Here is a 16,770-nt window from a genome sequence, read left to right as displayed (position 1 = left end):
AACCACCCCCGGCGGACAGATCCCCGGCGATCTCCCGCCGCCGCCGCAGCCCGACGACCAGCCCGATATCGGCCCGACCGGCCCGCGCACGCCCTATCCGGTCGATGATCCGAGCATCGACGAGCCCCGCGGACCGGGCTCCGAACCGGATTACCTGCCCGGCGGACCGACGGATCCCGGAATCCGGCTCTGAACCGATGCCCAGGCTGCGCCGCGCTCGTCGAGGCGCAGCCGCTCACCGTTGCATCGTCCGCCGATCACTGCCGTCGAAGGCGTTTCGGCTCACGAAGAACCCCCGTGCCGGCGCCAAGACGACGCCGCCTCAACAACCGCCCGACGCCCGAAGCAGCGATCGACGGCTTCGTACCGCTCTCCACGAATTGTGATCGCCCCCGCGCGGATCGAGCGTCGCAGCGTGCGGACGTCGCGCGCACGGCTCGGCCGCGCAATCACCCTCGCCTTCCGAGACGTGGATCACACGCCCGATCCGATCGGGCAGACCGCGGCGTCGGAAGCCCTCAATGACCGCCGTGGGAGGTGCGCACGTCCCGCGGCGCGGCCAGGATCTCGCTGAGGCTGGAGGCCACGTGGCGGGCCTCCTCGTCGGTCAGGCGGAGCTGGAACGGCGGCAGCGCGCCGGCCTGCAGGGCGACCACGGCCTGCCCCTGCTCGTCGGTCCCGACCTCGATGGCGGACGAGGTCACGTCGAGCATGGCGACTTCCTCGTCGCTGTTCTCGTCGGGCAGATCCACCTCGCCGTCGTCGTCGATGGCGGTAAGGAGTTGGCCGACGGCGCGCACGAGGGCGCGGGCGGCACGGGCATCCATCACCACCGCCGTCGATTGGTCGTCCTTCTGGAACGAGAGCTGGATGTTCGCGCCTTCGAGGGAAACCGAGATGCCCGCCATGAACCGCCTGACTGAACTGCCTTGAGGGCGGCCTCGTAACCGCCTGGATTGACGGTCATATATGCACCGGCTCCGGGCTTTGTCACAGGGTGGGTCACAGGGTGGCGGAAGCGGTCCTTTGGGCCCCGCTCAGGGCCCCCGCGCGAGGCTCCGCGACGACCGCCTCCCATTCCGCCTTGTTAAGGCCGCATCGGCGGCCTACATAGTGTTTCGACGGGCGCGGCGAAGCGAAAGGCTTCGATCCATCCGCATACGGCCCGTCATCCCGCAAAATCGGCGGACGCTGCCACGTGCTCGCTTCGAGCAGATGCTTGCGCGCGGCGTGTGAAGAACGAAGGAACTATTCGTGGATACTGGGACTGTTAAGTGGTTCAACGAGACCAAGGGCTACGGCTTCATCCAGCCGGATAACGGCGGCAAGGACGTGTTCGTCCACATCTCCGCCGTCGAGCGCGCCGGCCTGCGCAACCTCGTCGAGGGCCAGAAGGTTTCCTACGAGGTTCTGACCGACAAGCGCAGCGGCAAGGACGCGGCCGGCAACCTCCAGGCGGTCTGATTGCCTCGGGGCCGGTGTTAAGCCGGCCCGACCGCGCATCTGAACAACGAAGCGGCACCCACCGGCCGCAGGCCCCTGGAACGCGTTTCCAGGGTTGCCTCACGGCGGGCGCCGCCGACACCCAAAACAACCAGAAACGACGCCGGCCACGCCGACAAGTGGCGCGGGATCCGGCGAGAAAGAAGAAAAGCCATGATGTTCGAATTCCGGCGCCACGTGAGCGCTATCTCGCCCGTGACCAACGCGGCGACCTTCCGGGTGGGCAGCCTGGTCGACACGCAGGCGCGCAACGCGCAGGCCGACCTCAGCCACCTCATCGACCCTTCCTACGAGTATCACTCGCCGCGCGAACTGCGCTGGCACCTCGCCGACCGCTTCGGGATCACCCCGGCCGCCGTGCGACTGAAGGAAGCGGCCTGACCGACTCGGCCTCGCACCCTCCGGAGCGGGGCCATCCCGGCCGCCATGCCGAGCGCATCGGGCGGCCTCAGATCAATCCCAGCGCGACCAGTTCGCGTCGCAGGCTCTCGGGCATCTCGGCGACCTCGCCGGCACTGGCCCGGTCGAGATCCGACGGCGCGTCGCGAGCCTCCAGGTAGCGCCAGCCCTGGAACGGACGGCAGGGGCGCGGCGAGACCGGCGTCACCGCCGGATCGAGGACGAGGCGGCATCGATCGATCCCGTCGCTTCCCGTGACCGGCTCGATGGCGCGAATCGGCTGACGACAGGTCAGCGTCCCCTTCATCACCCAGTAGATCGAGCCGCCTTCGGCGATCGCCCGCGCCCGCTTGGGGAACATGCGGGTGACGTGCGCCGTCACCGGCTCCTGGCCGAGGCGCAGGGCTTCCGCCCGATTGTGAGCGATCCGCGCCTCCAACTCCTCGATCGAGGAGGGGCCGACGCACAGTTTCAGAAGATGCAGGGCCATGACGCGGGCCCGTATAAGGCATCGGCCCGGAAAGTGGCCGCCGGTTTTGGAATGGGCCGATGCGGCATGACGCGCCGCATCGGTCCCGACCGCCGCGCCGTCAGGCGAACAGCGCGATCTTCTCCTCGATGCTCAGCGTATCGAGATCGGGAAAGGCGGCGGCGAGATCGTCCGCGTCCGCCGGCTCCACGATAGCGACGACCAGGGGCCCGGCCGCCGGCATGACCGCTTCGGTCTCCGCCGGAACGGCGAATTCGGCCGTCGGCTCGATCGCCTCGGCGATCTCAGCGTCCTCGACCTCCCCGACGTCCGCCACGAGCTCGAACGCGATCTCCGCTTGCTCCGGCTCGATCGCGCCGGCCGTCTCGGCGTCGTCGATGTCTTCGACCTCCGGCACGACCTCGAAGACGATCTCCGCCTCGTCCGCTTCGATCGCCGACTCGGCCGGCTCCGGGGCGAAGAGCACCGGTTCGGCCTCCGGACCCGGCTCGTCCGCCGCGACGGCGTCCCCGTCATCGACGGTCAGCGTGTTCAAGGCGGCGAGGTCGGCCGAGATCGCGTCGGCGAGGCGCATGGCCGGAGAGGCCGGCTCGGCGGAAGCCTCCTCGTGCGCGGGCTCGTCCTGCACGGGGCTTTCCGGCAGGAAGGCGAGATCGTCGTCAAGCGCGACCGCCGGCAGCGGCGGCAGGACGGACCTGGCTGGCGCGGGCACCGGGCCTTCCATGTCGAGGAAGCGGTCGACGTCGTTCTGATCGAGGGCGGCGGGGGCGGCGGCCGCGTGCGCGTCCGGATCGAGGGACGGCACCGCGTCGTCGGGATTGCCCCAGATTCCGATCATCGAGGCGATGCGGTTCTCGAGGTAGCGCAGGGTGTGCACCACGCGGCTCGTGCGCTGCGCGGTCAGATCCTGGAACGAGCAGGCGGTGTAGATCTGCGTGGCGTGCCGGTCGAGGGCGTCGCACAGCGCGGAATCGGCCCCGGTCTCGCGCAGGGTCCAAGCGGCTTCCTGCACTTCCTCGGCGGCGCTGAGGATGTCGGAGGTCGCCCGCTCGGTGGCGCGGACGATCGCGTCGAGGGCTTCGGACGCCACGGTGAGACGGCTCTCGCCCTGTTCGGGCGCGGAGAGCGCGGCCACCTCGGCGCGGGTGCGGGCGATGGCGTCGGCCATCTCCATCAGGTCGCCGCGGAAGCGCCCGACATCGTCCGGCCGGTCCGTCGTGACGACGTTCTCGATGCGCCGGATCGCGTCCAGCAGCACCTCGGTGTCGGCGTTGCGGTTGCGGCGAGCGTATTCGGTCAGAAACCACCGGCCCCGCTCGGTTTCCCGGACGGCGTCCTCGATGGCATCGTATTGCGACGCGTCCAGCGGCGTCAGGGAACGGGAACTCGACATCACACCCCGCGCGGACTCGGCACCCCCGCGAGGCGTGCCGCGACGATTGACGGTCGATGTGAGATTGACAGCCGCGCTTTAACGGCGACTTACGCTTTTCAGCGCTTCGCCCCGCCGCGCGACGTTTTCTGCCGATGAGAGGGGCGGCCCGCCTCGCCGCGATCCCGTGACACGCACAGCCCCGACCGCCGAGCCCGATCCCGTCCGGCTCGGCCTCCTCTACGCCGTGGTCTTCGTGGAGATCGGCATCGCCATGCCGTTCATGCCGGTATGGCTCGGCGCGCTCGGGCTCGATGCCGGGCTGATCGGGCTGCTGCTCGCGCTGCCGATCGCGACGAAGGTCATCGCCACGCGGCCCCTGATGGGCCTGATCGATCGCGGCGTGCGCCCGCGCACCCTGCTCGTCGCCGGCAGCCTCACCCTGGCGCTCACCTACGCCCTGATGCCGGCGGCGGCCGCCGTCGCAGCCGCCCTGCTCGGCCTTCTGATCGTCGCGAACGCGGTAGCGCAGGCCCCGCTGGTGCCGAGCATCGACTTCCTGACGCTCGCCGCCGCCCGCCGCTCGAAGCGGATCGACTACGCCCGCATCCGGCTCTGCGGCTCGGTCGCCTTCCTCGCCGCGAACCTCGCCGGCGGCGCGCTGCTCGGCGTGCTGGGCGACCGGGTCGCGGTGCCGCTGTTGCTCACCGGGCTCGCGCTCGCCGCGACCGCCGTCGCCGCCTCCGGCCGGGAGGCGGGTCCGGCCGTCGAGCCGTCGCCGGCCCGGGGGGTCTCCCCGCCCCTGCCACCGGTGCTGCGGCTCTCCATCGCCGCGGCGGCGCTGATCCAGGCAAGCCACGCGGCGATCTACGCCTTCGGCAGCCTCGATTGGGCCCGCCACGGCGTCCCGGCGCCCTGGATCGGTGCGCTCTGGGCGACCGGCGTCGCGGCGGAGATCGCGCTGTTCGCCGTCGTCGGCCGCTTTCCCGCCCGCTGGCGCAGCCCGTTCCGCCTGCTCGGCCTCGGCGCGGGCGCCGCCCTGCTCCGGGCCCTGGGCCTCGGCCTCGCCGACGGCGACCTCGCCCTGCTCCTGCCGCTGCAGATGCTGCACGGCCTCACCTTCGGCGCGACCCATCTCGGCGTCATGGCGGCGGTGTCCGGCTTCGCGCCGGAGGGCGCCCGCGGCCGGGCGCAGGGGACGGTCGGCGCCTCGACCGCCCTGGTGTCGGCGCTGGCGACATTGGCCTGCGGCGCGGTCTACCGCTCGCTCGGCGGCCCCGCGACCTTCCTGATGATGGCGCCGCTGGCGCTCGCCGGCCTCGGCCTCGTCGCCTGGGCGCGGCGCCTCCACGAACCCCGGCGATTTGGCAGCGGCTCACCCCATCAGGTATAGGCGACGCTTCCGCTACGATCCCGAGACCGGGATCCCGAAGGGATCATCCCATCGGCGGAGCAAAAGGTGGTCGCTCTTGGCAGCGCCCCGAGGGGCGGCGTCGGGCCGCCGGAGCGTCGAGCCCGAAGCCTCGGATTCGACGCATCTTGGTAAGACATTCGTTTCAAGATCGCTGGAGCGGAAGCGGGAGCGGCGCGTGCGGATCGCAGACGGCTCAGGCATCTCGGAGGCCGCGGGCGCGGACCTCGATGCGGGCAGCGGCCGCGTGATCCTGCACGGCCGCTGGACCGCGGACCAGGGGCCGGCGGTGGAGAGCGCCTCGGCGCGCATCGCCGCGCAGGGCCGCAGCCACCCCGTCCTGGTGGACCTGAGCGGGCTGGCCCGGCTCGACACCCTCGGCGCCTGGGTGCTGGAGCGGACCCGCGCCGAGATCGAGGCGGCGGGCGGCCGTCTCGCCTATGCCGGGGCGCGGCCCGAGCACCGCATCCTGCTCGGCGAGATGGGCCTGCGCGAGCCCGAGCCGGCCCCGCGCGACACCCGAAACGTCGGCCTGCGCTTCCTCGACGCCACCGGCCAGCGCGTCGCCCGCGGCGGCAACGAGATCCTGGCCGGCATCGCCTTCCTCGGCGAGGTCGTGGCCGCCGGCGGCCGCGTCGCGCGCCGGCCGCAGACCTTCCGCATGGCGGCCCTCGTCAACCAGCTCGAACAGGTGGCGCTGCGCGGCGTGCCGATCATCGTGCTGATCTCGTTCCTCGTCGGCGGCATCGTCGCGCAGCAGGGCATCTTCCAGCTCCAGCGCTTCGGCGCGCAGAGCTTCGTCGTGAACCTGATCGGCCTCCTGATCCTGCGCGAACTCGGGGTGCTCCTCACCTCGATCATGGTGGCGGGCCGCTCCGGCTCGGCCTTCACCGCCGAGATCGGCTCGATGCGGATGCGCGAGGAGGTCGACGCGCTTCGCGTCATGGGGCTCGACCCGATCGAGATCCTGATCCTGCCGCGCATCCTCGCCCTGGTGATCGGCCTGCCGATCCTGGCCTTTCTCGGCTCGCTCGCCGCGCTCGCGGGCGGCGGCCTCACCGCCGCGCTCTACGGCGGCATGACCGTCGATGCCTTCCTGGCGCGGCTCCAGGCGGCGGTGTCGTTCCACCATTTCGCGGTCGGGCTGATCAAGGCACCGTTCATGGCGCTGACGATCGGAATCATCGCGACGATCGAGGGTTTCGCGGTGGAGGGCTCGGCGGAGTCGCTCGGGCGCCACGTCACCGCCTCAGTCGTCAAGTCAATTTTCATGGTGATCGTGCTGGACGGCCTGTTCGCGGTCTTCTTCGCAGCGATCGATTTCTAGCATCATGCGGACAGACGACATCCGGATCGATCCCTTGGCCACCCCTCACCTGTCCCCGGCGGGGCAAGACGCTGCCCCAGGCGACGCGATCATTCGCGTGCGCGACCTCGTGGTCGGCTTCGGCCATCGCACGGTGATGAAGGGGCTCGACCTCGACATCCGCCGCGGCGAGATCCTGGGATTCGTCGGCCCCTCCGGGCAGGGCAAGTCGGTGCTGACGCGGACCATCCTCGGGCTGGTGCCCAAGCGCTCCGGCACGATCGAGATCTTCGGCGAGGACGTGGACGGCCTCACCGTCGCCCGGCGGCGCCAGCTCGAGCAGCGCTGGGGCGTGCTGTTCCAGCAGGGCGCGCTGTTCTCGGGCCTGACCGTCAAGCAGAACATCCAGATGCCGATGCGCGAGCATCTCAAGCTGTCCGAGCGCCTGCTCGACGAGTTCGCCCGCCTGAAGATCGAGATGGTCGGCCTCAAGCCGGATGCGGCCGACAAGTACCCCTCGGAACTCTCCGGCGGCATGATCAAGCGCGCGGCGCTCGCCCGCTCGCTGGCGCTCGACCCGGAGATCCTGTTCCTCGACGAGCCGACATCCGGCCTCGACCCGATCGGCGCGGGCGAGTTCGACGACCTCGTCTCGACCCTGAAGAAGACGCTCGGCCTCACCGTCTTCATGGTGACGCACGATCTCGACAGCCTCTACACCGCCTGCGACCGCATCGCGGCGCTCGGCGATGGCCGGATCATCGCGCAGGGCACGATCGAGGAGATGCTGGCGAGCGACCATCCCTGGCTGCGCTCCTACTTCCACGGTAAGCGCGCCCGCGCCCTCGCCACCCCGGCCCCCGCCGCCGCGCAGCCGGGCTTCGCCCATGCGTGAGCGTCGCCGTGAGGGCCGGATGATCGCCCACGGTGCGGTTGCGCACCGCTTCGCCCCCTCGGATCGGGATTAGAGCTGAGCCGATGGAGACTCGCGCAAACTATGTGCTGATCGGCGCCTTCACCATCGGCGTCGTCCTGGCCGCCTTCGGCTTCGTGTTCTGGCTCCAGGGCGGCTCCCGGGGACAGGCGACCCAGGCGATCCGCATCGTGTTCTCCGGCTCGGTCGGGGGGCTCGCCAAGGGCTCGACCGTGTCGTTCAACGGCATCAAGGTCGGCGAGGCGCTCGAAGTGCGCCTGCTGCCGCAGGATCCCCGCCGGGTCGTCGCCGTGGTGCAGGTCGATCCCTCGACGCCCCTGCGCGCCGACACCCGCGCGCGGCTCGATTCCGCGATGCTGACCGGCGTCTCGCAGATCGCGCTCTCGGGCGGCAGCGCCGACGCACCGGCCCTCACGCCGGGCTCCGGCGACAAGATGCCGACGATCTTCGCCGATTCGAGCGACATCCAGGACATGATGGCGGCGGCCAAGCAGATCGCCCAGCGCGCCGACGACGTGCTCCAGCGCCTCGACAAGGTCGTGGCCGGCAACGAGGGTGCGATCAACCGCACGCTCGCCAACGTCGAGTCCTTCTCGAAGACGCTGGCCGAGGCCGGCCCCTCGATCGCAGGTCTCGTCAAGGCGGTGGACGGCCAGCGCCTCAACCGGGTGATCGAGAACGCCGAGACCTTCTCGACCGCGCTCGCCAACGCGAGCCCCGACATCGAGGCCGGGCTTCACGACGCCCGCGCGCTCGCGGGCAAGCTCAGCGCCTCCGCCGACCGGATCGACGGCGTCCTGAAGGGTGCCGAGGGCTTTCTCGGCTCGGCCTCGGGCCAGCAGGGCGCGGGCACCTTCGCCGAGATCCGCGAGGCGGCGATCTCCGTGCGCGAGGCCGGCAAGGCGTTCCGCGCGCTCTCGGAGAACCTCGACAAGCGCACCGCCAACATCTCGACGAGCTTCAACCGCCTCTCGGGCACGAGCCGGCGCGAGGTCGAGGCGCTGTCGACCGACGGCCAGCGCACCCTCAACACCCTCAGCCGGGCCGCCCGGAGCCTGGAGCGCGACCCGTCGCAGGTGATCTTCGGCGGCAAGCCGTCGTTGCCGGAATACAACGGTGGCCGCTGAGCGGCCCCGTTTCCAAGGAATGTGTCGGCACGCACCGCGCAGCTTGGGCGTTGGCGTATGCTCCCGCATGCTAGAGGGGAGGTCAGCCTCCCCGACAGCGAATGGACGGTGCCCGAGCGTATGACGCGTCTTCCTCTCTCGCCTGCCCTGCCCGGTCGCCTCCACCCCGGCCGCTTCCTGCGCGCAGGCGCCCTTCTCGCGCCGCTCGCGCTCCTCGGCGGCTGCGGCGGCGGGGGCACGCCGCTCACCTTCGATCTCGCCGCCCTGCCGGGTCAGGCCCGGGCCGGGAGCGCGGCGCGCTCGATCGTCGTGTCCGAGCCCGTCGGCCTTCAGCCGATGGAGGCCGACCGCATCATCGTGCGCGAGCCCGGCGGCTCCCTCTCCTTCCTCGGCGGCGGCCAGTGGGCAGACCGCCTGCCGCGCCTGATCCAGACGCGGGTGATCCAGAGCCTGGAGAATACCGGCCGGCTGCGCTCGGTCTCGCGGCCCGGCGACAAGGTGCCGTCCGACTACCAGCTCGTCAGCGAGATCCGCGAGTTCGACATCAATTCCGGCACCGGCGAGGCGGTCGTGGACCTCTCGGCCAAGCTGATCGCCGAGGGCAGCGGACGCGTCGTCAACGCCCGCGTCTTCACCGCGCGCGTCCCGGTGCAGAAGGTCGATCCGCAGAGCGCCGCCGCCGGACTCGACGCGGCCTTGGGCCAAGTCCTCGCCGACCTCGTGCGCTGGGTGAACACCGCGCGGTAGAATCCGCGGCCGTCCCAGAGCAGGGATGGCTGCGCCGCGCGGGATCGAAGGCACCGGTGCGGCATCCGTCATCGCGAGGCGAAGCCGACGCGATCCGGAACGTGACCTCTCCGGAGATGGCAGTGCCCTGGATCGCTTCGCTGCCGCTCGCGATGACGGCGTCGAGCAAAATCCGGGACGATCAGGCGTCCAGCGCCGCCAGCGCCGCCCCGCGCAGGGAGAGCGGCACCGCGATCAGCTCGCCGTGGCGCGGCTCCGGGCAGTTGTAGACCGCCGGCCGGCCTTGCAGGTCGCAGACGGCCCCGCCCGCCTCGCGGACGATGAGGTCGGCGGCGGCGAGATCCCAGTCCCGCGCGTCGCGAGAGACGAGGCCGAGATCGATCCGGCCCTCGGCCACCCGCGCGAGCCGCAGGGCCAGCGAGGGCACCCGCTCGATCACCGTCACCGTGGGCCGGGGCCCGAGCCGCGCCGCGCCGTCGAGCAGGCGGTCCTGAAACGGCTTCGGGCCGGTGACGCGCGCGCCGTCCAGCCTCTCCTGCGGCGCGACGCGGATGGGCGCCCCGTTGAGGGTCGCCCCCTCGCCGGCCACGGCCTCGTAGAACTCCTCCGTCGCGGGCGCGAAGACGCCGCCGACCACCGGCTCGCCCCGCGACAGCAGGGCCACCGCAATCGACCAGTCCGGATGCCCGGAGAGGAAGGCGCGGGTGCCGTCGATCGGGTCGACGATCCAGACGAGGTCGTGGCCGAGCCGCACCGGATCGTCGCTGGTCTCCTCCGAGAGCCAGGCCGCCCGCGGCTCGATCTGCGACAGGCGCACCTTGAGGAAGGCGTCCACGGCGACGTCCGCCTCGGTCACCGGCGAGCCGCCGGCCTTCGACCAGACCCGCGCGCTCGTATGCGCCCCCGTCCGGAAGGAGGGCAGCGCGAGCGCGGCGGCCTCCCGCATCACGTCGTGCAGCACGGGCCGCAGCGCCGCGAAAGAGGATGTCGTCTGGGTCATGGATCCGGTCGGAGCCGTTCGTGCGAGGCCGGCCTCATGCCGTTTGAACGGCGCCGACGCCCCTTCGTTCTAGGGCATCGACCGGAAAAGTGGTCATGGTTTTCGCAAAACGCAGCAATGCACCGCGGGCGGTGATGCTTCGGCGGCGGGCGGCCGCGCCGCCGCGGCGCGCGGGGACGGTTACCGCGATTTGCACCAATCCCGGCAAGGGTCCGTTGAGCATCCGGCAGATCTCGGCTCGATCCACGAACGCTTAACGCTCACTCTTAAGGCGCCTTGGGGGAGACGACCGGCACTGTGCTTGTCAGATCAGCGCGTCCGACAGAGACCGCGACACGGGATAGGGCATCGAACCGATGATGACTTTCGAGATCGCGAATCTGAACTGTCGGCCCGGCTGCGAGGACGAAGCGGTCGCGCCCCGGATCGAGGTTCGGGCGACGCCGCTGCCGGTTCTCGGCGCGATGTCCGGCGGCACCGCCCCGGCCGGCGTGGCGCTGGCCTTCGCCGACGAGGCGGCTGACGCCTGCGGCGAGGACCGCTTCGCCCTGCTCCTCGTCGACGGCGAGGGCGAGGTGACGATGCGGCTCGGGCCGTTCCCCGAGGAGGACGTCGTCGCCGTGTGGCGCGACATTTCGAGCAAGGGGGGCCTCGCCCGCATGCTCCTGCGCGAGGACGGCGGCATCGTCCCGGTCTCGCAGCAGCTCGGCCCGGTCGTGCTCGGAAAGGGCCGCCAGCGCCGCCGCCACGCCGCGCTCAGCGGACGCCGCCCGCGCTTCCTCGTGCGGCGCAAGACCGCCCGCCTCCCGGCCCGGCCCTGCATCCACCGGGGCGAGAGCGAGATCATCTCGCGGGGCTGAGCGGGTCATACACCATCCGATGGATCCCTTCGGTTTCCCTCCGTCATCGCGAGGCGAAGCCGTGGCGATCCAGAGCGCGACCTTTCCGGACAGGGCGCGCCCTGGATCGCTTCGCTGCCGCTCGCGATGACGGAGGGAAGGCCAAACCCGAAGTGATCTGCCAGAAAGCGGGTCAGCCGTTGTCGAGCGGCTGGTCGGGCGCGCGGTCGGCCGGAGAGCCGTCGTAGCCCTCGAGCCAGGCCCTGCGCTCGGGCGAATCCAGCGGATAGGGGCAGGCGTCGCGCGGACGGCCCTGGGACCGGGCGCGGGCGCCCTCGGCGATGGCGTCGTCGGGTTGTCGGTGCGGATCTGACTGGGTCATGCTCCGGGATATGGCGCGGGAACAGGTCCCCGCCACGGCCGAATCAGCCCAGCCCCTGCCACAGGGCGTCGGCGGCGAGCGCCGCGAACAGGATGAGGCCCGCGTCGCGGTTCGAGCGGAACAGGGCCAGGGCGCGCGCGCCGTCGCGCTCGGAGAGCAGCGCCACCTGCCGGGCGAGATGGGCGGCGAACAGCGCGAGCCCGACCCAGCCCAGGAGCCCGGCCCCGGCGCCGGCCAGAGCCGGCACGAACAGCGCGACGGTGAGCGCGTAGCACAGCCCCACGGCGAGGCGCAGCCGCGCCCCGAACAGCCGGGCGGAGGAGTGGATGCCGACGATCTCGTCGTCCTCGATGTCCTGCACCGCGTAGATCGTGTCGTAGCCGACGACCCAGGTGACCGTGCCCGCGTAGAGCCACAGGGCCGGCGGGTCGAGGCGGCCGAACACGGCGACCCAGCCCATCAGCGCGCCCCAGGAGAAGGCGAGGCCGAGCACCGCCTGCGGCATCGGCATCACCCGCTTCATGAACGGGTAGATCGCCACCGGCGCCAGCGAGAGCATGCCGACCAGGATCGCGGTCGTGTTGAACTGCAGCAGCACCGCGAGGCCGACCAGCGCCTGCGCCACGAGGAAGGCGGCGGCCTGGCGCGTCGTCACCTGCCCGGAGGGCAGCGGGCGCGAGCGGGTGCGCTCGACCTGCGCGTCGAGCCGGCGGTCGGCGATGTCGTTGTAGGTCGAGCCAGCCCCGCGCATCGCCACCGCGCCGACCAGGAACAGCGCGAGATGGCCGGGATGGGGGCCCGGATTCCCGGCGGCGACCGCGGCCAGGGCCGCCGACCACCAGCACGGCAGCAGCAGCAGCCACCAGCCGATCGGCCGCTCGATCCGGGCGAGCCGCAGATAGGGCCGCGCCGCCGCCGGCGCGAGCCGGTCGGCCCAATGGCCGGCGACCGCGTCGGCGACGCGGCCGGAACCGGGCTCGGACGGGGCGGGCAACGCCGGAGAAGGGGCCGGCGGGTTAGAGCGCACCCTGCGGCATGCGGAAGCTGCCGGAGAGCCCGGGGCCGCCGAGCAGGCCGCCACCGCCGCCGCCGTTCTGCGCCTGGGCCTTGGCCTGGGCTTCCATCTTCGAGGCCTGGGCGGCGATGCCGCAGACCTTGGTGCGGATCGCCCCGACCTTGTTGTGGTCGGCCTTGAAGCCTTCCGAGAACGAATCGGGGATCGAGCACCATTCCTTGTTGGCGGTGATCCACTTGATGCCGGTGTTGCCGTTGGCCTGAAGCTGGCCGAACAGCGCGCAGGCCTCCTGCGGCGTCATCTTCTTCTTGGAATTCGAGGCGGCGTTGGCCTTGGCCACGAGGTTCTTGCGCTCGATCAGCGTCTTCTGGATCGCGCCGCAATCGGTGCCCGCCTGCTGCGGCACGGACTGGGCCGGGGCGGCCGGAGCCATCGGTGCGGGAATGCTCATCGGCGCGCCGGCCGAGGGCGCCGGCTCGGCCGGCGTATCCATCGACGGCAGCGGCATCCCGCCCATGCCGCCCATGCCCTGGGCCAGCACCGGCCCGCTGAGCAGGACAAGGCCGAGCAGAGCGGCGGCGGTCTTCGTCGGTGCAATCATCCTGGCAGACATTCGGCCCGGTCCTTCTCCCCGCATGCCGCGACGGGTGTGCCCCCGATCCCGCAGCGCCCGCCCGGCCCGGCTCCCCGGCGGCGCGCGCCGCGGATCCAGCAGAGGGGCTTGAAGTGTTTCGATGCGGGAGTCTTCTGCGCACGGGATTGTGGCGCCAATGGTGCGTTCCGCCGCCCGGAGGCCGCGGAGGTGGGAAACCTTTCGAAACATCGGTCGCGTGCCCTTTTTGCATCGGTGATCGGGGGCCGGCCGGCCGATTGACAGGCCGGGGCGGCCACGCGACGAGACGGGCCCGGCTGCGAGAGACCATGGCTGCTTACGACTTCACCGCCCCGCGTCTCTTCGTCGAAGCGGATCTGGCAGAGGGGCGCGTCCTGCCGCTGGAGCGGGCGCAGGCGAATTACCTGCTCACCGTGCTGCGCCGCGCCGAGGGCGAGCCCGTCCTGCTGTTCAACGGGCGCGACGGCGAGTGGCGCGCCGAGATCGTGCCGCAGGGCCGCAAGAGCGCGGACCTGCGCGTGGTGGCGCAGACCCGGCCGCAGCCGGCGCCGGCCGACCTGCACTACCTGTTCGCGCCGCTGAAGACGGGGCGACTCGACTACATGGCACAGAAGGCGGTGGAGATGGGTGCCGGGCGCCTCCAGCCGGTCTTCACCCGCTTCACCCAAGGGGAGCGGATCAAGCGCGACCGCCTGCAGGCCAACGCGATCGAGGCGGCCGAGCAGTGCGGGATTCTTTCGGTGCCCGAGATCGGCGAGCCGGATCGCCTGCCCGCCTGCCTCGACGCGCTCGAAGCCGAGCGCCTGCTCGTCTTCTGCGACGAGGACGCCCCCGTCACCGATCCCGTGGCGGCCCTGCGCGGCGCGGCCGATCCGGCGAGCCCGCCGCCGCTCGCGGTTCTGGTCGGCCCGGAGGGCGGATTCCACGCGGAGGAGCGCGCCCTGATCGCCGCCCGCCCCAACACGGTCGCCCTCTCGCTCGGTCCGCGCATCCTGCGGGCGGATACCGCGGCGGTGGCGGTGCTGGCGCTGGTTCAGGCGGTGCTGGGCGACGCGCGGTGAGCCGGCCCGATTCGAGGATGTTTTGAAGAATGCCCCTCCCCCGCATCCTCCTCCTGTCGCTGGGCGGGACGATCACCATGACCCGGAGCCTCGAGGGCGGGATCGTGCCGACGCTGACGGCCGCCGACCTCGCGGCCTCGGTGCCGGGGCTCGCCGCCGCGGCGCAGATCGAGACGCTCTCGCCCCTGCGCCGGCCGAGCGCCGGGCTGACCCTCGACGACCTGATCGGCGTGGCCCGCACGCTCGACGAGCGCCTCGCGGGCGATCTCGACGGGGCGGTGGTGATCCAGGGCACCGACACGATCGAGGAGACCGCCTTCGTCCTCGACAGCCTGATCGCCCGCGACAAGCCCGTCGTCGTGACGGGCGCGATGCGCGGGCCGGAAAGCGCCGGGGCCGACGGACCGGGCAACCTGCTCGCCGCGGCGATCGTCGCCGGCAGCGCGGCGGCGCGTGGGCTTGGCGTGCTCGCCGTCCTCAACGACGAGATCCACGCCGCGCGCCTCGTGCAGAAGGCCCACACCGCCCTGCCCTCGGCCTTCCGCTCGCCGCTCGCCGGCCCGGTCGGGCTCGTGATCGAGGGCGAGGCCCGGATCGTCTTGCGCCCGCGCCGGGGTCCCGTCGTCGCCGTGCCACTGGCGGAGGCGCCGGCCCCGGTGGCGCTCCTGAAGATGGGCATCGGCGACGACGGGCGGCTGCTCGCCGCCCTGCCCGATCTCGGCTTCGCGGGCGTCGTGATCGAGGGAATGGGCGCGGGCCACGTCCCGGAGGCGCTGGCGGAGATCGTCTCTGCCCTGGTCGCGCGGATTCCGGTGGTGCTCGCCTCCCGCGCCGCGACCGGTCCTGTGTTCTCGCGCACATATGGGTATCCCGGCGGCGAGATCGATCTGCTCGCCCGCGGCGTGCTCTCGGCCGGCATCCTGTCGGGCGTGAAGGCGCGGCTGCTGCTCCAGCTTCTCCTTCTAGCGGGGGTCGATCGGGCGGCTCACGCCCCGTACTTCGCGGATCCGTGATCGCCGGCCCGTGCACCGTGAACAGAAGCTTGGGGCATGCCTGCCATGCGGTCGGCGGGCGCGTTGTTCACTCTTGCGGCGTCCTCTAAGGACACGACATCCGGTGAGGCCGCAGCCGGCCCCGTCCGGTGGCGGATTTTCGGCGCGCCGCGACCCTTCGACCGACGTTACCTTCGAGGCAGCGCATGGCGCGCGACACGTCCGACACCACCCCGCTGACCACGCGGGACGAATTGATCGCGTGGTTTTCCGCGGGCGAGAAGCCGCGCGAACGCTTCGCGATCGGCACCGAGCACGAGAAGATCCCGTTCTACGCGGCCGACCGCACCCCGGTGCCGTACGAGGGCGAGCGCGGCATCCGGGCGCTCCTGGAGAATCTCGGCCGGGAGACGGGCTGGGAACCGATTCTCGACGCCGGCAACATCATCGGGCTCGCCGGCAACGAGGGCGGCGGCGCGATCTCGATCGAGCCCGGCGGCCAGTTCGAGCTCTCCGGCGCGCCGCTCCCCGACGTCCACGCGACGGTGGCCGAGCTCGACGAGCACCTCGCCGCGACGAAGCGCGCGGCCGAGCCCCTCGGCATCGGCTTCCTCGACCTCGGCATGAGTCCGAAATGGACCCGCGAGGCGACGCCGCAGATGCCGAAAAGCCGCTACCGCATCATGCGCAACTACATGCCCAAGGTGGGCCGGCTCGGCCTCGACATGATGCTGCGCACGGCCACCGTGCAGGTGAACGTCGATTTCGCCTCCGAGGCCGACATGGTGCGCAAGATGCGCGTCAGCCTCGCGCTCCAGCCGATCGCCACGGCGCTGTTCGCGAACTCGCCCTTCACCGACGGGCGGCCCAACGGCTTCCTGTCGCGGCGTTCCGAGATCTGGCGCGACACCGACGCCGACCGCACCGGCATGCTCCCCTTCGCCTTCGACGAGGGCTTCGGCTACGAATCCTACGTCGACTGGCTGCTCGACGTGCCGATGTACTTCGTCAAGCGCGGCGAGACCTACCACGACGTGGCCGGCGCCTCGTTCCGCGATCTGATGGAGGGCCGCCTCGCGCAGCTGCCCGGCGAGCGGGCGACCGTCTCGGACTGGGCCAACCACGCCTCCACCGTCTTCCCGGAAGTGCGCCTCAAGCGCTTCCTCGAAATGCGCGGCGCCGATGTCGGCGGCCCCGCGATGATCGCGGCGCAATCGGCCTTCTGGGTCGGGCTCCTCTACGACGAGACCGCGCTCTCCGCCGCCTGGGATCTCGTGCGCGGCTGGTCCGCCAGCGAGCGGGAATCGATGCGCGCCGCCGTGCCGCGGCTCGGGCTCCATGCCAGCATCGGCGGGCGCTGCCTCGGCGCGGTCGCGGCGGAGGCGCTCGCCATCGCCCGCACCGGCCTGCAGGCGCGGGCGCGCCGCGACGGGAACGGGCGCGACGAGGCGGTCTATCTTCAGCCCCTGGAGGCGATCGTCGCCGCCGGCCGCAGCCAAGCGGAGGAGCGGCTCGCCGACTACGAGGGCGCCTGGGAGAAGTCGGTGGACCCGGCCTTCACCACCTGCACCTTCTGAGT

Annotated in this window: 20 protein-coding genes; 12 read left to right on the top strand and 8 right to left on the bottom strand. The window is 71.8% G+C overall.

Annotated features, from left to right (window positions below):
* On the top strand, positions 1 to 193 hold a 193-nt coding region (locus ABS772_RS24000), incomplete at its 5' end, for a hypothetical protein (RefSeq protein ID WP_350397198.1).
* Positions 194 to 518: 325 nt separating this feature from the next.
* Here ABS772_RS24000 and ABS772_RS23995 read toward each other — a convergent pair.
* Complete coding sequence (locus ABS772_RS23995; protein ID WP_238254340.1) at positions 519 to 908, bottom strand: hypothetical protein; 390 nt, start codon at positions 906 to 908, stop codon at positions 519 to 521.
* A 346-nt stretch (positions 909 to 1,254) separates the two neighbouring features.
* Here ABS772_RS23995 and ABS772_RS23990 point away from each other — a divergent pair, with 346 nt between their 5' ends.
* Complete coding sequence (locus ABS772_RS23990) at positions 1,255 to 1,464, top strand: cold-shock protein (protein WP_009866236.1); 210 nt, start codon at positions 1,255 to 1,257, stop codon at positions 1,462 to 1,464.
* 192 nt (positions 1,465 to 1,656) lie between these two features.
* The gene (locus ABS772_RS23985; RefSeq protein ID WP_238254341.1) at positions 1,657 to 1,884 is read left to right on the top strand and encodes an AsnC family transcriptional regulator; all 228 of its coding nucleotides are present in this window, start codon (positions 1,657 to 1,659) and stop codon (positions 1,882 to 1,884) included.
* A 67-nt stretch (positions 1,885 to 1,951) separates the two neighbouring features.
* On the opposite strand, the gene ABS772_RS23980 is transcribed toward ABS772_RS23985, so the two are convergent.
* Together ABS772_RS23980 and ABS772_RS23975 are read right to left on the bottom strand one after the other, a co-directional pair.
* The gene (locus tag ABS772_RS23980) at positions 1,952 to 2,392 is read right to left on the bottom strand and encodes a DUF1489 family protein (RefSeq protein WP_350397197.1); all 441 of its coding nucleotides are present in this window, start codon (positions 2,390 to 2,392) and stop codon (positions 1,952 to 1,954) included.
* 100 nt (positions 2,393 to 2,492) lie between these two features.
* Positions 2,493 to 3,785 carry a hypothetical protein gene (locus ABS772_RS23975; protein WP_350397196.1) on the bottom strand — a complete coding sequence of 431 codons (1,293 nt, stop codon included), beginning with the start codon at positions 3,783 to 3,785 and terminating at the stop codon, positions 2,493 to 2,495.
* A gap of 166 nt (positions 3,786 to 3,951) precedes the next feature.
* Between ABS772_RS23975 and ABS772_RS23970 the strand changes: the two genes are divergently transcribed.
* The 5 genes from ABS772_RS23970 to ABS772_RS23950 all read left to right on the top strand — a co-directional run bounded on the left by ABS772_RS23970 (position 3,952) and on the right by ABS772_RS23950 (position 9,289).
* Positions 3,952 to 5,157 (top strand): MFS transporter, encoded by a 1,206-nt coding sequence (locus ABS772_RS23970; protein ID WP_350397195.1) that lies wholly within the window; start codon positions 3,952 to 3,954, stop codon positions 5,155 to 5,157.
* Positions 5,158 to 5,353: 196 nt separating this feature from the next.
* A complete protein-coding gene (locus ABS772_RS23965; RefSeq protein WP_238254321.1) occupies positions 5,354 to 6,502 on the top strand; it encodes an ABC transporter permease in 1,149 nt (382 codons plus the stop codon).
* 34 nt (positions 6,503 to 6,536) lie between these two features.
* Positions 6,537 to 7,376 (top strand): ABC transporter ATP-binding protein, encoded by an 840-nt coding sequence (locus tag ABS772_RS23960; RefSeq protein ID WP_350397194.1) that lies wholly within the window; start codon positions 6,537 to 6,539, stop codon positions 7,374 to 7,376.
* 83 nt (positions 7,377 to 7,459) lie between these two features.
* Entirely contained in the window at positions 7,460 to 8,542 is a 1,083-nt protein-coding gene (locus ABS772_RS23955) for an MlaD family protein (RefSeq protein WP_350397193.1), read from the top strand.
* Between the two features lie 120 nt (positions 8,543 to 8,662).
* Positions 8,663 to 9,289 carry an ABC-type transport auxiliary lipoprotein family protein gene (locus ABS772_RS23950; RefSeq protein ID WP_350397192.1) on the top strand — a complete coding sequence of 209 codons (627 nt, stop codon included), beginning with the start codon at positions 8,663 to 8,665 and terminating at the stop codon, positions 9,287 to 9,289.
* Positions 9,290 to 9,470: 181 nt separating this feature from the next.
* On the opposite strand, the gene ABS772_RS23945 is transcribed toward ABS772_RS23950, so the two are convergent.
* Positions 9,471 to 10,289, bottom strand: a complete 819-nt coding sequence (locus ABS772_RS23945; protein ID WP_350397191.1) for an inositol monophosphatase family protein — start codon at positions 10,287 to 10,289, stop codon at positions 9,471 to 9,473.
* Between the two features lie 34 nt (positions 10,290 to 10,323).
* Positions 10,324 to 10,512 carry a hypothetical protein gene (locus ABS772_RS23940; protein WP_350397190.1) on the bottom strand — a complete coding sequence of 63 codons (189 nt, stop codon included), beginning with the start codon at positions 10,510 to 10,512 and terminating at the stop codon, positions 10,324 to 10,326.
* 133 nt (positions 10,513 to 10,645) lie between these two features.
* On the opposite strand from ABS772_RS23940, the gene ABS772_RS23935 reads away from it, so the two are divergent.
* Entirely contained in the window at positions 10,646 to 11,149 is a 504-nt protein-coding gene (locus tag ABS772_RS23935; protein WP_350397189.1) for a DUF6101 family protein, read from the top strand.
* Between the two features lie 172 nt (positions 11,150 to 11,321).
* On the opposite strand, the gene ABS772_RS23930 is transcribed toward ABS772_RS23935, so the two are convergent.
* The 3 genes from ABS772_RS23930 to ABS772_RS23920 are packed head-to-tail and all read right to left on the bottom strand — an operon-like array spanning position 11,322 to position 12,958.
* Positions 11,322 to 11,510 carry a ribosome modulation factor gene (locus tag ABS772_RS23930; RefSeq protein ID WP_238254313.1) on the bottom strand — a complete coding sequence of 63 codons (189 nt, stop codon included), beginning with the start codon at positions 11,508 to 11,510 and terminating at the stop codon, positions 11,322 to 11,324.
* 43 nt (positions 11,511 to 11,553) lie between these two features.
* On the bottom strand, positions 11,554 to 12,504 hold the full coding sequence (gene ubiA / locus ABS772_RS23925; protein ID WP_350397188.1) for a 4-hydroxybenzoate octaprenyltransferase: 951 nt from the start codon (positions 12,502 to 12,504) through the stop codon (positions 11,554 to 11,556).
* Positions 12,505 to 12,526: 22 nt separating this feature from the next.
* Positions 12,527 to 12,958, bottom strand: coding sequence for a hypothetical protein (locus tag ABS772_RS23920; RefSeq protein WP_407943017.1), 432 nt, complete (start codon positions 12,956 to 12,958; stop codon positions 12,527 to 12,529).
* A gap of 488 nt (positions 12,959 to 13,446) precedes the next feature.
* Between ABS772_RS23920 and ABS772_RS23915 the strand changes: the two genes are divergently transcribed.
* The 3 genes from ABS772_RS23915 to ABS772_RS23905 all read left to right on the top strand — a co-directional run bounded on the left by ABS772_RS23915 (position 13,447) and on the right by ABS772_RS23905 (position 16,768).
* Positions 13,447 to 14,199, top strand: coding sequence for a 16S rRNA (uracil(1498)-N(3))-methyltransferase (locus ABS772_RS23915; RefSeq protein ID WP_238254309.1), 753 nt, complete (start codon positions 13,447 to 13,449; stop codon positions 14,197 to 14,199).
* Positions 14,200 to 14,228: 29 nt separating this feature from the next.
* Entirely contained in the window at positions 14,229 to 15,212 is a 984-nt protein-coding gene (locus ABS772_RS23910) for an asparaginase (RefSeq protein WP_350397186.1), read from the top strand.
* A gap of 185 nt (positions 15,213 to 15,397) precedes the next feature.
* Positions 15,398 to 16,768, top strand: coding sequence for a glutamate--cysteine ligase (locus tag ABS772_RS23905; RefSeq protein ID WP_350397185.1), 1,371 nt, complete (start codon positions 15,398 to 15,400; stop codon positions 16,766 to 16,768).
* Positions 16,769 to 16,770 lie beyond the last annotated feature (2 nt).

The sequence above is a fragment of the Methylorubrum podarium genome (genome assembly GCF_040270385.1).
Classification (GTDB): Bacteria; Pseudomonadota; Alphaproteobacteria; order Rhizobiales; family Beijerinckiaceae; genus Methylobacterium; species Methylobacterium podarium.
Note: the sequence above shows the minus strand (reverse complement) of the source record. Positions and strands in the feature narration are given on the sequence as shown.

Bases quoted from the DNA above. Each gene is read 5' to 3' on its own strand.
- ABS772_RS23950 (WP_350397192.1), top strand. From the start codon at position 8,663: ATGACGCGTCTTCCTCTCTCGCCTGCCCTGCCCGGTCGCCTCCACCCC.
- ABS772_RS23980 (WP_350397197.1), bottom strand. From the start codon at position 2,392: ATGGCCCTGCATCTTCTGAAACTGTGCGTCGGCCCCTCCTCGATCGAG.
- ABS772_RS23940 (WP_350397190.1), bottom strand. From the start codon at position 10,512: ATGCTCAACGGACCCTTGCCGGGATTGGTGCAAATCGCGGTAACCGTC.
- ABS772_RS23905 (WP_350397185.1), top strand. From the start codon at position 15,398: ATGGCGCGCGACACGTCCGACACCACCCCGCTGACCACGCGGGACGAA.
- ABS772_RS23920 (WP_407943017.1), bottom strand. From the start codon at position 12,958: ATGGCTCCGGCCGCCCCGGCCCAGTCCGTGCCGCAGCAGGCGGGCACC.
- ABS772_RS23945 (WP_350397191.1), bottom strand. From the start codon at position 10,289: ATGACCCAGACGACATCCTCTTTCGCGGCGCTGCGGCCCGTGCTGCAC.
- ABS772_RS23955 (WP_350397193.1), top strand. From the start codon at position 7,460: ATGGAGACTCGCGCAAACTATGTGCTGATCGGCGCCTTCACCATCGGC.
- ABS772_RS23985 (WP_238254341.1), top strand. From the start codon at position 1,657: ATGATGTTCGAATTCCGGCGCCACGTGAGCGCTATCTCGCCCGTGACC.
- ABS772_RS23930 (WP_238254313.1), bottom strand. From the start codon at position 11,510: ATGACCCAGTCAGATCCGCACCGACAACCCGACGACGCCATCGCCGAG.
- ABS772_RS23915 (WP_238254309.1), top strand. From the start codon at position 13,447: ATGGCTGCTTACGACTTCACCGCCCCGCGTCTCTTCGTCGAAGCGGAT.
- ABS772_RS23910 (WP_350397186.1), top strand. From the start codon at position 14,229: ATGCCCCTCCCCCGCATCCTCCTCCTGTCGCTGGGCGGGACGATCACC.
- ABS772_RS23935 (WP_350397189.1), top strand. From the start codon at position 10,646: ATGATGACTTTCGAGATCGCGAATCTGAACTGTCGGCCCGGCTGCGAG.
- ABS772_RS23975 (WP_350397196.1), bottom strand. From the start codon at position 3,785: ATGTCGAGTTCCCGTTCCCTGACGCCGCTGGACGCGTCGCAATACGAT.
- ABS772_RS23995 (WP_238254340.1), bottom strand. From the start codon at position 908: ATGGCGGGCATCTCGGTTTCCCTCGAAGGCGCGAACATCCAGCTCTCG.